The sequence below is a fragment of the Acinetobacter sp. 24-47-67 genome, assembly GCF_056779735.1.
This window is the reverse complement of the sequence record NZ_JBWYIK010000012.1, coordinates 45,836-61,139: the sequence shown is the minus strand read 5'-3', so window position 1 is coordinate 61,139 and position 15,304 is coordinate 45,836. Positions and strand designations below refer to the sequence as shown.

General features: G+C 39.1%; 17 protein-coding genes. 9 read left to right on the top strand and 8 right to left on the bottom strand.

The window, feature by feature from the left end:
• Window positions 1–29 precede the first annotated feature (29 nt).
• The 6 genes from AC1M9K_RS13020 to AC1M9K_RS12995 form a co-directional block, all read right to left on the bottom strand.
• A complete protein-coding gene (locus AC1M9K_RS13020; protein WP_481589488.1) occupies window positions 30–317 on the bottom strand; it encodes a PA4642 family protein in 288 nt (95 codons plus the stop codon).
• A 188-nt stretch (window positions 318–505) separates the two neighbouring features.
• Window positions 506–778, bottom strand: coding sequence for a cell division topological specificity factor MinE (gene minE / locus AC1M9K_RS13015; RefSeq protein ID WP_035267388.1), 273 nt, complete (start codon window positions 776–778; stop codon window positions 506–508).
• Between the two features lie 2 nt (window positions 779–780).
• On the bottom strand, window positions 781–1,593 hold the full coding sequence (gene minD, locus AC1M9K_RS13010; RefSeq protein WP_035267390.1) for a septum site-determining protein MinD: 813 nt from the start codon (window positions 1,591–1,593) through the stop codon (window positions 781–783).
• 61 nt (window positions 1,594–1,654) lie between these two features.
• Entirely contained in the window at window positions 1,655–2,368 is a 714-nt protein-coding gene (minC, locus tag AC1M9K_RS13005) for a septum site-determining protein MinC (protein ID WP_180000266.1), read from the bottom strand.
• Between the two features lie 116 nt (window positions 2,369–2,484).
• Window positions 2,485–3,522 (bottom strand): preprotein translocase subunit SecA, encoded by a 1,038-nt coding sequence (locus tag AC1M9K_RS13000; protein ID WP_481589487.1) that lies wholly within the window; start codon window positions 3,520–3,522, stop codon window positions 2,485–2,487.
• Between the two features lie 35 nt (window positions 3,523–3,557).
• The gene (locus AC1M9K_RS12995) at window positions 3,558–4,487 is read right to left on the bottom strand and encodes an acyltransferase (protein WP_481589486.1); all 930 of its coding nucleotides are present in this window, start codon (window positions 4,485–4,487) and stop codon (window positions 3,558–3,560) included.
• A gap of 244 nt (window positions 4,488–4,731) precedes the next feature.
• Here AC1M9K_RS12995 and AC1M9K_RS12990 point away from each other — a divergent pair, with 244 nt between their 5' ends.
• The 8 genes from AC1M9K_RS12990 (at window position 4,732) to AC1M9K_RS12955 (ending at window position 13,122) form a co-directional block, all read left to right on the top strand.
• Complete coding sequence (locus AC1M9K_RS12990) at window positions 4,732–5,385, top strand: YiaD family glycine zipper/OmpA-like lipoprotein (protein ID WP_092768184.1); 654 nt, start codon at window positions 4,732–4,734, stop codon at window positions 5,383–5,385.
• Between the two features lie 139 nt (window positions 5,386–5,524).
• Window positions 5,525–7,564 (top strand): UvrD-helicase domain-containing protein, encoded by a 2,040-nt coding sequence (locus tag AC1M9K_RS12985; protein WP_035267404.1) that lies wholly within the window; start codon window positions 5,525–5,527, stop codon window positions 7,562–7,564.
• A 24-nt stretch (window positions 7,565–7,588) separates the two neighbouring features.
• Window positions 7,589–8,041, top strand: coding sequence for a dUTP diphosphatase (dut, locus tag AC1M9K_RS12980; RefSeq protein ID WP_035267418.1), 453 nt, complete (start codon window positions 7,589–7,591; stop codon window positions 8,039–8,041).
• 195 nt (window positions 8,042–8,236) lie between these two features.
• The gene (locus AC1M9K_RS12975; RefSeq protein ID WP_481589485.1) at window positions 8,237–9,661 is read left to right on the top strand and encodes a phosphomannomutase/phosphoglucomutase; all 1,425 of its coding nucleotides are present in this window, start codon (window positions 8,237–8,239) and stop codon (window positions 9,659–9,661) included.
• A gap of 22 nt (window positions 9,662–9,683) precedes the next feature.
• A complete protein-coding gene (gene argB, locus AC1M9K_RS12970) occupies window positions 9,684–10,589 on the top strand; it encodes an acetylglutamate kinase (protein ID WP_035267425.1) in 906 nt (301 codons plus the stop codon).
• A gap of 172 nt (window positions 10,590–10,761) precedes the next feature.
• The gene (locus tag AC1M9K_RS12965; RefSeq protein WP_035267429.1) at window positions 10,762–11,610 is read left to right on the top strand and encodes a class II glutamine amidotransferase; all 849 of its coding nucleotides are present in this window, start codon (window positions 10,762–10,764) and stop codon (window positions 11,608–11,610) included.
• A 109-nt stretch (window positions 11,611–11,719) separates the two neighbouring features.
• On the top strand, window positions 11,720–12,802 hold the full coding sequence (locus AC1M9K_RS12960) for a hypothetical protein (protein WP_481587876.1): 1,083 nt from the start codon (window positions 11,720–11,722) through the stop codon (window positions 12,800–12,802).
• Window positions 12,799–13,122 (top strand): RnfH family protein, encoded by a 324-nt coding sequence (locus AC1M9K_RS12955; protein WP_092768198.1) that lies wholly within the window; start codon window positions 12,799–12,801, stop codon window positions 13,120–13,122. Before AC1M9K_RS12960 ends, AC1M9K_RS12955 begins: the two co-directional genes overlap by 4 nt.
• Before the next feature lie 45 nt (window positions 13,123–13,167).
• On the opposite strand, the gene AC1M9K_RS12950 is transcribed toward AC1M9K_RS12955, so the two are convergent.
• Window positions 13,168–13,566, bottom strand: a complete 399-nt coding sequence (locus AC1M9K_RS12950; RefSeq protein WP_092768200.1) for an outer membrane protein assembly factor BamE — start codon at window positions 13,564–13,566, stop codon at window positions 13,168–13,170.
• A 112-nt stretch (window positions 13,567–13,678) separates the two neighbouring features.
• Between AC1M9K_RS12950 and fur the strand changes: the two genes are divergently transcribed.
• Complete coding sequence (gene fur, locus AC1M9K_RS12945; protein ID WP_035267453.1) at window positions 13,679–14,116, top strand: ferric iron uptake transcriptional regulator; 438 nt, start codon at window positions 13,679–13,681, stop codon at window positions 14,114–14,116.
• Between the two features lie 55 nt (window positions 14,117–14,171).
• On the opposite strand, the gene AC1M9K_RS12940 is transcribed toward fur, so the two are convergent.
• Window positions 14,172–15,296 carry a PilT/PilU family type 4a pilus ATPase gene (locus AC1M9K_RS12940; RefSeq protein WP_180000250.1) on the bottom strand — a complete coding sequence of 375 codons (1,125 nt, stop codon included), beginning with the start codon at window positions 15,294–15,296 and terminating at the stop codon, window positions 14,172–14,174.
• Between the last annotated feature and the right edge of the window lie 8 nt (window positions 15,297–15,304).

The window sequence follows — 15,304 nt, the reverse complement described above, 5'->3', positions numbered from 1 at the left end:
CTGCTCAAGCAGGCTTTTTTATCTGTTTTTTAGGAAAATTTTGCTAAAACAGCAAGGAATTCTGCACTTTGGCGTGGGAATTCTGCGATCACATCATGAATACGTTTGCCTTCAGGATTTTGAGCGTTAAGATTACGACCATCTGCTATAAATTTAGTGAGTAAACGCTCATAGTCATTAGCACGCATATGTTTAAAAGCATGATAGAGAACATGAAAATCAGCGTTTACACCTTCAGGAGGTAACTGATTTAAATAGGCAAAAACACGCTCGTCTGACCATTCTTCATTGAACGTGGCTGGCTGTGATAATGCCATCACAATCTCCTTGGTATTTTTAATCAATAAAAAAGGGCAAAATATGAGACTAGATGAGCAAAGCACTGCTTTGTCTAGTCGCAAGACTTGAAGCTCTGCTTCAAGTGGGCGGAATATAGCTAATAGCCTATTTCTGCCACTCTCATATTTTGCCCTGATTCAATTTGCTTGACTAATCAAAAATCAGATTAACGTTCTTCAGGCAAATTGATATTCATTTCTAGCATTTCGATATTTGCTTCAGAGCGAACCGACATTTGTATATGCTGTTCATCTACACCACGCACATAACGATTCACAACTTGCATGATTTCTTTTTTCATTAAATCAATTTTATCTTGGCTTAAACGCTTACCTAGACCATTTTCCGATGCCACGATAACTTTTAAGCGATCTTTAGCTGTTTGTGCACTTGATGGTTTGTCATCACTACTAAAAAGTTTACTCCAGAATCCTGCCATCTTTATGCTCCAAATAAACGTGCTAACCAGCCTTTCGGCTTCACAGAGATGTGACGATATGGACGTTCTTCACCAAGGAAGCGTGCAACAAGATCGTCATAAGCTTGTCCAGCTGCTTCTTCAGTATAAAGAATAACAGGCTTACCTTCATTCGAAGCTTGTAACACGCTTTTACATTCAGGAATTACACCGAGCGTTGGCACGCGAAGGATATCTTTAGAAATGTCATCGACTGTTAACATCTCTTGTTTGTCAGCACGTTCAGGGTTAAAGCGTGTAATACAAAGATGCTTACGAATACGACCTTCGTTATTTTCTACTTTCTTCGTTTTACTGTCCAACATACCAATAATACGATCGGAATCTCGGACAGATGAAATTTCAGGGTTCGTTACAATGATTGCTTCATCAGCATGGTACATTGCTAAAATCGCACCACGTTCAATACCTGCAGGAGAGTCACAAATGATGTAGTCGAACTCTTGAGAAAGTTCGTCCATAACACGTGCAACACCTTCATCGGTCAACGCATCTTTATCACGGGTTTGTGATGCAGGTAAAATATATAGATTTTCGATTTCTTTATCGCGAATAAGTGCTTGTTGTAATCTCGCTTCGTTATTTAATACATTCACAAAATCATAAACAACACGACGCTCACAACCCATGATAAGGTCGAGGTTACGTAAACCTACGTCAAAATCGATTACAACAGTTTTGTGGCCACGAAGGGCTAAACCTGTTGCAAAAGATGCACTGGTAGTTGTTTTACCTACGCCACCTTTACCTGATGTTACGACAACAATTTTCGCCACCGAATCCACTCCTGTTATGTTTATCCCCAATACTATAGGGGTTCTCATGTTTAGTTATACATTAAAATTCGAGTGCTTCAAAGACAAGCTCTTGAGCATCATTTAAATAGATATGTACTGACTTTTTTAGCATATGTGGTGGAATATCATCTGCAACACAATATGTTCCTGCGATAGATACTAATTCAGCTTCTAAAACATGACAGAAAATTCGTGCTGCTGTATTGCCACCGGCGCCGGCGATGACTCTACCACGAGCAGAGCCATAAATATGTATATTTCCTGAAGCGATGATTTCAGAGCCACTATTAATTCCAGCAGTTAAAATAATATCGCCGTGATCTTGTACCAGACATTGTCCTGTTCTAAGCACTTCATCGTGATACGAAGTTTTATGTGTGGTTGCAGGAGCTATGTGTGTTGGAGCCTTCTCAGCTTCAGGGGTATTTGCTGGGGCTTCTACCACTTGTTCTTTTGTTGCTTTGATGCGCTGCAAAGGACGATCAGCCGCAAGAACTGGGAATTGGATCGCACGTGCTTCATCACCCATTAAACCATCAACGACAGCCATTGGCTGTAACCCTAAACTGATGACCAATTGAATGAGTCCAATGAGTTCTTGTTCAACGGTTGTGTCTAGAATGACAAGCGCACCTTCATAAGAGGTTTCACTCATCATGGCACTTAATTGTTGGCGGATAACATTATGATCATTGGTGTCAAAGGTAATTCGGGTAAAATTCACCATTCTACCGGTAATCCGAATATCTGCCATATTCATTCCTTGCTTGCTTCGCGCTTTATAATCGAAGTAAAAATTGTTAATTGTGCAAATGCTAGTTCAATTCTCAAGAATTCTCTAGCGGATATATTAAATTAATAGAGAAATGATCATTCCTTGACTTGATTGTTTTTTGATAACTCTATTTGCCATTGTTTTACTTCCATCTGTTTTCTTAAAGACTCAAGACTTTCATAAACGACAGATTCAACGAGTTGTTCTAATGCATGATTATCAATATTGAGCTGGCTAATTTTTTCAGCAATGAGTTGATAATGTGCATTCGGTTTATCAATGGTTCCAGAAATAAAAGGTTCAACTAAACCGTCGGTAATATTTTCACCTAATCGTTGACCAATGTTGTGGATTTGCTGTTCTATACGACCACCCACCAATGGAATGAGCTTTAAGAGCTGTGTTAGCTCTGGTGTGTCTTCAATTGCTTTAATGACAATGTGACCAACGCCTTTTGAGATATTATCTTTTTGAAGTTTTAATTCGGTTGCCAAAGATTCTTGTAAGACTTGCGCCAATGTCGTGGCAAACATGTCTCGATGGTGATTCACCAGATCATGAATGATTTTTTTATGGGTCGAGCTAGTGTCTAACTCTTTTTTTACACTATCAATAACAGTAATCACCACACGATCAGAGAGCTCTTCCATGATCACGTTATAGTAAAAATTAAGACGTCTGAACCATTTATTAGGTATGACTTTATAGCCTAGCTCATGCAGTCTATAGGCAATCACTCCGACGCGAATTAAACGTAAAAAGCGAAGGTAAGGGATAATGGCTAATATTTCATACCAATGAATGAAGGGAAAGAAAAACCAACGCTGATGATGTTTATTGACAATTGCAATCAGCCATCTTACAGCGAGTTCAACAATTAAAAATGTGATAAACCAACTTTCGGTAATGATGACCCATGGGTGAAGCTCGGATTTATAAAACTCCAGAATTTGAGGTAATTGAACCGTGTCAAATACCCATGAACCAAAATTACTCATTAAAAATGCATTGGCACATAGACAAAACAAATTGACTAAAATAATGAGCATCATAAAGATGTCATAAATCAGGAACATCTTCCAAAATAACGTGTCATGACGCTGTGGACGGAAAGTTTTTCGAGAATTAGTCATGCGATCTGTCATATGCAATACATTCTGAGGACAGCTTAATTTACAGATTCAGCTTGAAGCTGTTGTTTTAACTGTGTAATTAACTGATCTTTTTCTGTCCAAAGCTCATCAACCCATTTTTGGAAACGAGCGCGATAGTCGGCATCATCCTCATAATTGCCGCCATGAACCCAAGCAGGAATTTCAATTTTTCTTAAATTGACGGCAATTTGAGAAACTTCTCCTAACCAAAAATCTCCATAACCTGGCACACCATCTGGATAGACAATGGTCATATCGACTAGCGCATCAATTTCACTTCCTAGAATATTTAGAGCAAGTGCTAAACCACCTGCTTTGGGCCTAAGTAAATTTTTATACGGAGATTTTTGTTGGGCGTGTTTTTCAGGGGTATAGCGTGTACCTTCTAAATAATTTAATAAGGTAAAAGGTTGGCTGAGCAGTTGTTCACACGATTTACGCGCTTCTTCCATATCACGATATTTCAGCGCAGGATTTTTTTCGATTTGCGCTTTGGTATGACGTTTCATCATAGGAAAACCAAGGATCTTGAATGCTTGCCCAACAAAAGGAATAAAAATGAGTTCCCATTTCGTAAAAAAACGTGTGAGCGGCATACGTTTAAGACCAAAATATTGAGTAACAGTTGTATCCACCCAGCTTTGGTGATTACAGGTCATGATGTAACGACCTTGTAGATTGAGATCTAGATCTTCATCAATCGTGATGTGCCATTTAAGCTCAGGGAGAACTTTTTCAATGAGCCAGTTATTCGTACCAATCCAACCATTGGCGATATTGATATTGGTTTCATCGATTTTTGATGATTTTTTTACGAGTTTAGTCAAACCTAATGCAAGAATAGGTGGGCCACGAAAAAATGTACTTCCTGTGATCACAGAACCTACGGTTAAACCCTTAGAAATTTTTTTTAAAATAGGTTGTTTCTGCTTCTCTGCTGCCATTGCACAGTCCTAAAAAGTGATTGCATGTGATTGAAATTTTTAAAACACTATAAATCGAGTCGCTCAAATCACAAAGCCCGTTTTCTTAACTATGTATAAAATATGATGAAGCATTAACGAAAGATGCTACAAAAGATTACATATTGTTAATAAACTGTTTATTATTAACAAAATAGTAATGGTTAAATTGTTTCTAACAAATCATTATTCATCACATACAAAAACATATAAAAGGAGTCATCCCATGCGTGCATTAGCTATTTCAGCTGCAGTGGTTGGGGCAATGGTACTTTCTGGTTGTCAAACAACTGGTAACAATATTGGTGGCGTCGAGTATGACAAAACTGCATTGGGTGCTTTAATTGGTGCAGCAGCTGGTTACGGTGTTTCTAAAGGTAATGCGAACACTAGCCGTCAAAATAACCGTGCAGCAGCGATTGGTGCTGTATTAGGTGGTGCTGCAGGTGTATATCTCGACAATAAAGAGAAAAAATTACGCCAAGCAACTGCTGGTACAGGTATTGATGTAAACCGTAATCCAGATGGCTCTATTAACTTAGTAATGCCAGGTGCTATTACGTTTGATACAAATAAATCAAATATCAAGCCAAACTTCTATGACACTTTAAACCGTGTTGCACAAGTTTTAACTGAAGACAACAAGAGCGGTATCCTTGTAACTGGTTATACTGATAGTTCAGGTAATGATGCGATTAACATCCCATTGTCACAAGCACGTGCTCAATCTGTTGCTAGCTATTTAGCATCTAAGGGTGTTTCTACAGCACGTATTAATGCTCAAGGTTTAGGTTCTTCAAACCCAATTGCTGATAACACAACTGCAGCAGGTAAAGAACAAAACCGTCGTGTAGAGATTGCTGTTTACGCAGTTCAATAATACATGATCTTAAAAAAGCCACCTTCGGGTGGTTTTTTTATGTCTGAAATTTATTCAAATATACCTTCATTAAATTTAACGTTAGTCATATTCGAAGCAGATGACTATAATCGAGCGCTGAAGGAAAAGAGGAAAGAATATGTCATCAGCCAGTCATTTGAACGACAAGCAACTTGAAGCCATGAAATACACTCAAGGACCCTTGTTAGTACTTGCTGGGGCAGGCTCAGGTAAGACCTCTGTAATCACACAGAAAATTGCATATTTAGTCAAAAAATGCGGTATACCAGCACATCGTATTACTGCGATGACTTTTACCAACAAAGCTGCACGAGAGATGAAAGAGCGTGTCGGTAAATTGCTTGGTAAAGAGGATGGAAAGGGTTTATCTGTTTCTACCTTTCACACCTTTGGTTTGAATTTATTAAGACTAGAATTAAAACATACGCCACTTAAAGCAAACTTTTCCATTTTAGATGCTGATGACTGTAAGCGTATTTTAATGGATTTAATGCACCGAGATAATTTGTCTGGTGCAGAAAGTAAAGAGCTGATCGCAAAAGCGATGAAGATGATCTCTGATTGGAAAAACGATCTAATTTTGCCGGAGCAAGCACATACGACTTGTGAAACGGCTGAAGATGTCCAATTTGCGCATCTCTATCAACTCTATGAACGTAATTTACGTGCCTATAATGCGGTCGATTTTGACGATTTAATCGTAATGCCGACACGCCTTCTTCAAGAAAATGCTGAAGTCCGTGATAAATGGCAAAACCGTGTACGTTATTTATTGGTTGATGAATATCAAGATACCAATACCGCCCAATATATCTTGGTCAAACTGCTTGTTGGTGTCATGGGACAATTTACGGCTGTAGGGGATGATGACCAATCAATTTATGCTTGGCGGGGGGCAAAGCCAGAAAATATGGCATTATTGAAGGAAGATTTCCCCAATTTAAAAGTCATTAAGCTTGAGCAAAACTATCGTTCAACCAGTCGAATTTTAAAAGCTGCAAACCATGTGATTGAGAATAACCCACATATTTTTGATAAAAAATTGTGGAGTGATAAAGGACATGGTGAGGTGATCCGTATTATTACTTGTCGTAATGATGATGATGAAGCGGAACGTGTTGTTAAAGATTTGCTGACTCATAAATTGATGAATGGCAAAAATTGGAAAGATTACGCAGTGTTATACCGTGGAAACTTCCAAGCACGTGTTTTAGAAACACAACTTCGTCAGATGCAGATTCCTTACAAACTTTCTGGTGGTCAGTCGTTCTTTGGTCGTGCTGAAATCAAGGATATTATGAGCTATCTACGTCTCATTATTAACCCTGAAGATGACAGTGCTTTCTTACGCATTATTAACACACCTAAACGTGCCATAGGACCTGTGACTTTAGAAAAACTAGGTTTATTTGCGCAAGAGAATAATCTTTCTTTACTAGGTGCCGCGAATGATCAGCGCTTAAGTATGGTATTACCGAAGAAGGCGACATCTCAATTGGCTGAGTTTGCTGATTTTATCGAAGGTTTTACGCGTGAACTGTTAGATGATGATGAACCTGTGCCTAAAGTCCGCCAAATGATGGTTGAGGCAGGATATATCGACTACATCAAAGAAACGGCAGCGACGCCAGCACAAGAAAAAACTAAAATTGACAATATTGAAGTGCTTTATAGCAGTATTCAAAGTTTGATCAATCGTGCTGAAGATGTCGATGAAAAAAATATCGAAAGTGTCATTCGTAAGATGGTGTTGCTGGATATGTTGGAGCAACAGCAAGAAGATGAAGATATCGATAAAGTAAACTTACTGACTTTGCATGCTTCTAAAGGCCTGGAATTCCCATTTGTTTATATTATGGGGCTTGAGGAAGAGTTGCTTCCGCACAAGAATTCAATTGTGGCTGATACCATCGAAGAAGAACGTCGACTGATGTACGTTGGTATTACCCGTGCCAAACAAGGTCTGACTTTGACGCTTGCAGAACAGCGTAAAAATGGCGGTCAGATGAAACAAATGACACCAAGTCGCTTCTTGGATGAATTGCCACAAGATGAAGTCGATTGGCTAGGTCGAAAAAAGAAATTGGCTGAAAATATCGATCCAAAATTACAGGCACAGCATTATCTGCAAAATCTGAAAGCTTTACTCAAACGTTAATTACATTTTAAAACAGGATTGAATATGAAAGTTCAAGTGAAAGTACTCGACCAACGACTTGGTCAAGAATGGCCATTACCTACTTATGCAACAACAGGATCGGCAGGTTTAGATTTACGTGCATGTGTAGATGAAGCGATCACTATTGAGCCTGGTCAGACTGTTTTAGTTAAAACAGGTATGGCAATTTATATCGAAGACCCAAGTTATGCGGGTTTGATTTTGCCTCGTTCTGGCTTAGGTCATAAACACGGGATTGTATTAGGAAATCTCGTCGGTCTAATTGATTCAGATTATCAAGGTGAATTAATGGTTTCAGTTTGGAACCGCAGTCAAAATGCATTTACATTAGAGCCGGGTGAGCGATTGGCTCAATACGTATTGGTTCCTGTTTTACAAGCTGAATTTGATTTAGTTGACGAATTCAAGGCAAGTGAGCGAGGAGCTGGTGGATTCGGACACACTGGAAAACAATAGTATTTTGGATAAAAGCCTGTAAAATCAGGCTTTTATTTATATGTTGCAAAATATTAACAAAGATTATATAAATTGAAATTGGTACACGTTATATAAAGAATAACGATATTTTTTATTACTCAATATATTCAAAATTTATTTGGATCAACTCTCATCACGCTGTTCTGACTCAGCAGTCAACGGTGTTAATTAAGAATGAATACCCAACCACTTATTTTTCCAAGACAAATTTTCCGCGCTTATGATATTCGCGGAAAAGTCAGTCAATTGGATACAAGAACAATTTATGCGATTGCGCATGGGCTTGCTGCTCAGTATCAATCACGTGGCCAGAAAAGTATTGTGCTAGGTTACGATGCTCGATTGACTGGGCCTACTTTTGCTTGGATTATTGAATCAGTCTTCAAAAACCAAGGGATGAATGTCGAGAACATTGGATGTTGTTCAACCCCACAAATGTATTTTGCTGCTCGACATAAAAATGGCAATGGCATCATGGTGACCGCGAGTCATAACCCTAAACATGATAATGGGATTAAATGGATTATTGAATACGAACCACCTTGTCCAGACATGATTCAAAATGTTGGGGAGTATGCAGAAGGTTTCTATTTTCAACATGATCACTTTCCAACGCCACCTCAACTGACACATCAGATTAAATCAGAGTATTGCTTGGCTTATCAGCATGCTTTGCTCAAGGATATTCAATTAAAGCGTCCACTCAAGGTTGTATTAGATGGTATGCATGGTGCCGCTGGGCGTTGTGCTAATTTAGTACTACAAAAAATGGGATGTGAAGTCATTTCAATACGTTGTCGTGAAAATGGAGAGTTTCCTGATCATCCTCCAGACCCTTCACAAGCGAAGCATTTGACGCAGCTAAAAGAAAAAATTTTGTTGCATCAGGCGGATTTGGGGATTGCTCTTGATGGTGATGGTGATCGTGCCGTCATTTTGGATGAGAATGCTCACATTGTGTCTGCTGATCGCTTGTTAGCATTATTCGCATCATTGTGTTTAACTCAGCATCCGCATCATGAAATTGTTTATGACGTAAAATGTTCAACGATGGTGTCAAAAACCATTGAACAATTACAAGGCATCGCAAAAATGATTCGTACTGGCAGCAGTTTCATGCGCCGTTATATTTCCCAATCCAAAGGTCGAGCTGTTTTTGGGGGAGAATATGCGGGTCATTATGTCTTCAATGATGGTCGTGGTTTTGGTTACGATGATGGTATCTATGCAGCATTACGGGTCATGGAGGCATTGAGTCAACTTAATATCACGCTATCTGAATATCTCGCTCAATTCCCAGATCGCTTTGGTACTGAAGATACCTATATTGAAACGCAAGATGCAAATCCGCAAGACGTCCTAGCCTTGATAGAGCAGAATTGTAAAAGTACTGGGGCTAAAATGAGTAAAATCGATGGTATTCGCCTTGATTTTGACTACGGATTTGGCATTATGCGAGCATCAAATACTGGTGAATACTTCACGGTACGGTTTGATGCAGATAGCCCATCGAAACTTTATGAAATTCGCCAGCATTTTGTAAAAATTTTAAATGAAAAATATCCTGTGCTTGCTCAAAGTATTTTGAATGCACACTAATGTAGGAATGAAGGAGAGGCGAATGCCACACCAACAAACTGGCATCGACAAAGCTCAAATTTTGACAGAAGCTTTGCCATACATCCAAAGATTTACAGGTAAAACACTTGTAGTGAAATATGGCGGCAATGCAATGACTGATCCTGCATTAGAAAGTTCGTTTGCCCGTGATATCGTGCTATTGAAAACAGTTGGTCTTAATCCGATTGTGGTTCATGGTGGTGGTCCTCAAGTCGATTCATTTTTGAAACAACTTGGGCGTGAATCAGACCGTATTGATGGAATGCGTGTAACTGATCCTGCAACTATGGAAGTTGTAGAAATGGTGTTGGGCGGAAGTGTAAATAAGTCTATTGTGAATTTGATCAATCAACATGGTGGTCGTGCAATTGGATTAACGGGTAAAGACGGTAACTTAATTCGTGCTCAAAAGTTGTTGATGGAAAAAACCCAAGAGGATGGATCTGTTCAACAAATTGATCTTGGGTTAGTGGGTGAAGTGGTCGGTGTAAAAACTGACGTTCTGGAAATGTTCACTCAAAGTGATTTTATTCCAGTGATTGCTCCACTTGGTGTTGATGAGGAAGGTAATACTTACAATATCAATGCAGATTTAGTTGCTGGTAAAGTTGCTGAAGCTTTGGGTGCAGAAAAGTTAATTCTTCTTACGAATATCAGTGGTGTATTGGATGAGAATAAAAACCTACTCACTGGACTAACAACACAAGAAGTCGATCGCTTGATCGATACAGGTGTGATCTACGGCGGTATGATTCCGAAAGTGGGATGTGCGCTTGATGCGGTGAAAGGTGGTGTAGTGAGCGCGCATATTGTGGATGGTCGTGTTCCACATGCGACTTTGTTGGAAATTTTTACGGATCACGGTGTTGGAACATTGATTACCAATCGTTCTAAGTCGGCGCACTAATTCATAATCACATCATAAAAAGTCACTTCGGTGGCTTTTTTTGTTTGATAAGAATAATCGTTTTATGTCCCATATATCCAGCATAAAACATATTCAATTGCCATATTCATATTTGCAACATCTATAAGGCTGATGCACAATAAAACTGATAACTAAAGCAAAATGAAAGATTATGTGCCAACTACTTGGAATGAATTGTGCCACCCCTACGGATATTACGTTTTCTTTTCGTGGTTTTTCTCAGCGCGCTGGAATAACGTCAGATCACTCAGATGGTTTTGGCATCGCTTTCTTTGAGGATAAGGCATGCCGCTTATTTGTTGATAACCAATCTGCAGTCGAGTCTCCAATTGCAGAATTCGTTCGTAATTATCCGATTAAATCGCGTAATGTCATTGCCCATATTCGTAAAGCAACACAGGGAAAAATTACTTTAGAAAATTCTCATCCGTTTATTCGTGAATTGTGGGGGAGACAATGGATTTTCGCGCATAATGGCGATCTGCATAATTTTCATCCAAGGTTGTCGGGACAGTTCACACCAGTAGGTAATACAGATAGTGAGCTTGCATTTTGCTATTTATTAGAACATCTCGTACAAAAGTTTGGTTATGTAGAGCCAAGTGTCCACGATGTATTTCATGCATTAGAAGAAATTTCACCAACAATAGCAGAGCATGGGACATTCAATTTTTGTTTATCAAATGGACAGGCTTTGTATAGTTATGCGACCACAAAATTACACTGGATTGTTCGCGAATATCCATTTCAACCTGCACGATTAATTGATATTGATGTTGAAGTCGATTTTAGTCAGGTCACGACACCTGAAGATCGTGTGGCTGTAATTACGACAGAACCATTAACAGATAATGAAGCTTGGTTTGCATATACGCCCGGCGAAATGATTTTATTTCAGGATGGTAAGCCAACATTACGTACCATAACTCACGTTGAGCGATTGGTCAGAGAAGCCCGTGACCCAAGCTTGAAGCGTGTTACTCGCGCGGATCAATATTAAAAATTTAATTTGAAGTGGCTAAGATCTACACTTACTTTTTTAACGCCAGACTTTGATTTTAATGATTGAGCTAGGCAAAATAGCGTAAAACTTTTTAATGGAATACCTCATGCAGGACACCGCTATGTCACGATGGTTATCGCCGCTGATGGCATTTTGTTTATCATTTATCATTATTGTGGGTCTGGCACCAAGCTTAGGCTTGCAAATTGATCGACAACTCGATTTTTGGTTGCTTTGGTTTGCAACGATGTTGTTTTTAGCGTTGCCAATTATTTATTTAGAAATTGGATTGGCGAAACGAGCTCAAACATCAGCGCTGAACGCATTATCAAAATTGACCCGTGAAGCCGATGCGCACCAACGTTGGAGAGTGGTTGGTTGGCTTGCTGTTATTTTTATTCCATTCTTAGCAGGCGGTATATTACTTAATACTTCTAATGCTGTAGCACAACAAAATGATTTTGGTATTGGTTCAAATATTTTGATGGGTATCGCAGCATTCATTGCATTTGGTTTATCATTTCTTCAACGTTCTGTATTGGTTGTACTTACTGCGATTGCAACGATTGCAAGTTTAATCGCGGCTCAGGTTTTTGGTGTCCAAGTCAATGATTGGCAGCTGACTCCTGTTGAGTTTAAAGAGTGGGGCAATGCAACTATTCTCGCTTTAGTAGCTTCAGGTCTCGGGCTTGGATTATATTGGCAGACAAATCTCAATCAAGAGAAACAAGATGCTGCAACGCCAAAAACTTTACCGATTTGGCTAGCGCAACTGGTGGCTGTGGCTGGATTTGGATATTTTGCAATTAGTGCTGCAATTCCAGCATATATCGTTTTAATCGCGACAATATTTGCAGTAGCTTTACTCCTGCAACTTGGTAAGGAACAACTCGCACATCGTGGATTAGCACAAGCGGTGCAATATTTTTTATTGCTTGCACCACTTTTAATTTGGGTATTCCCTGCAGCCGATCTATTTTTAACTCCTATTTTAATGCTTTGGGGATTAAGCATTTGTTTAATCTATGCAATTTTCGTGGGTTGGATCATGAAAATTAGTCATTTACGTAAAGCGCTGAATTTTAGTAATGAAGCTTTTTATAATATCTGGCGTGTGGCTGTACGTATTGTGACACCTTTAGCAATTGTGGCTGCAATGATTTCTTACTTAGGTCAATTGTTACCATGATCCAAAATGCAAAAGTTTGGGTTGCTTATGCTGCTGTAGACCAGCAGTTTCACATTGAACTTGAATTTGTGGAAGGCATGTCTGTTGCGGATGCTATTACACAAAGTGGTATCGCGTCGTGTACGCAGTTGCCAGACGAGTATGCTGTTGGAATTTTTGGGACGAAAGTACAAGATCAATCGCATGTTCTGCAAGCAGGTGATCGGGTGGAAATCTATCGGGCATTAACGATTAATCCAAAAGATATTCGCCGTAAGCGAGCGGCAGCGAATCCAGTTGGGCGCTATTGTCGTGGCAATCGCTTTAAACAATTGAAATGATATGAAAAACCCCTCTTTGAGGGGTTTTCTTTTATGTCTAATTCTTTATAGTGGTGGCGCGTTCAAAATCGCATCTTTCGAACCTGGTAAACCAGGTTGAGTTTCTGGGATAGTTTCTAAACCTTCGATTTTATTCACGACGCCAGAACCATCGAAATATACTTTTAGATGCTGACCTTGAGTTGCAGGAATATTTGCTTTTTTAGCATATGTACCTGGGGTATAATTGTAGATGTAATCCCAACGTAAAGGATTCAAAGGATCTGAAATGGTTGGGCTACCAAGTAAAAAACGAACTTGTTGGTAAGTCATCCCGACTTGAATTTTTGAAGCTTGCGCTTGGGTTAATGGTGTTCCTTGAGGAATATCAACTTTGTATACACCAAAGACAGAACAACCACCCAGTAAAGAAGCGACGAATAACGTCAGCATGATTTTTTGCATTTTGCTACACTATCCCAAATTAATTATGATGCAATTGATCCAAGGATAGATCATACTGCATCTCAACTCTGTTGCATATTCCAACTTAAAATTTGTTGAGAGACCTTTTTATATGCCTATTTCAAATCAAGATTTACGCAAAGCTGGACTTAAAGTTACCCTTCCACGAATCAAGATTTTGGAATTACTAGAAAATTCAAGACAGCATCATTTGAGCGCGGAAGATATCTATAAGACCTTACTTGAGCAAGGCGAAGATGTCGGTCTAGCAACTGTATATCGTGTGTTAACTCAATTTGAAGCTGCTGGTATTATCCAACGTCATCATTTCGAGAATAATCACTCTGTATTCGAAATCATGCAAGATGATCACCACGATCATATGGTCTGCCAGAACTGCAACAAAGTAGTTGAATTCCACAATGATTTGATTGAACAAGAACAACATAATGTTGCTGAACAACTTGGTTTTGTTTTAACAGGTCACTCTTTGAATTTATATGGTTATTGCGATGCGCCTGAATGCCAAGAAGCATACCGTAAAAAATAAATCTTGATTAAAGTAAAAAAGGAGCAATGATTGCTCCTTTTTTATTCACTATTGATTAATCATCTTGACCATCAAAAGTGAGGCGGGGGCCAGAATTCAACAGATAGTTTGGATCTTCTTCAGAGAGTTTGATTTGTAAGCGTAAATCGTTGGCAGAGTCAGCATGACGCAATGCTTCGTCATAAGTGATTTTCTCAGCTTTATATAAGTCAAATAGCGCTTGATCAAACGTCTGCATTCCAATTTCACGGGAACGCTTCATGACTTCCTTAATTTCATGAACTTCGCCTTTACGCACTAAGTCTGAAATCAGTGGAGAATTGATTAAGATTTCAATTGCAGGATGACGTGATTTTTTATCAGGAGTCGCAATTAACTGTTGTGCAATGATCGCCTTCAAATTCAGTGAGAGGTCCATAAACAGTTGGCTGTGACGATCCGTCTCAAAGAAATGAATAATACGATCTAAGGCTTGGTTGGCATTATTGGCATGTAAGGTCGCAAATACTAAATGACCTGTTTCAGCAAAACTAATCGCATAGTTCATGGTTTCACGAGAGCGGATCTCACCAATAAGAATAACATCAGGTGCTTGACGGAGTGTGTTTTTCAGTGCAATTTCAAAGGAGTCTGTATCAATGCCAACTTCACGTTGAGTAATAATACAGCCCTGATGTTGATGAATAAATTCGATTGGGTCTTCAATGGTAATGATATGACCTTTAGAATTTTGATTACGATGACCGATCATTGCTGCCAGCGAAGTTGATTTACCTGTACCAGTAGCACCTACAAATAAGATGATCCCGCGCTTAGTCATTGCCAGATCTTTAAGTACGGGCGGTAGTTTCAGCTCTTCAATACTTGGAATGACAGTTTCAATCCGACGTAAGACCATGCCAGGTTGATCACGTTGCTGAAAAGCACTCACACGAAAACGTGCAGTTTTATCGCGATTGGCAATAGCAAAATTACATTCGTGTGTTGCAGCAAATTCGATTCGTTGTCTTTCACTCATAATCGAGTGAATCAATTGACCTATGATTTCACCTGTGAGCTTTGTTTTAACTACAGGCACAATTTCACCATTAATTTTCATTGATGGTTCAATATCTGCACTGATAAATAAATCTGAAGCCTTGCGCGCAATCATCATGTCGAGCAGGTCATTAAAATCCATTTTGATTC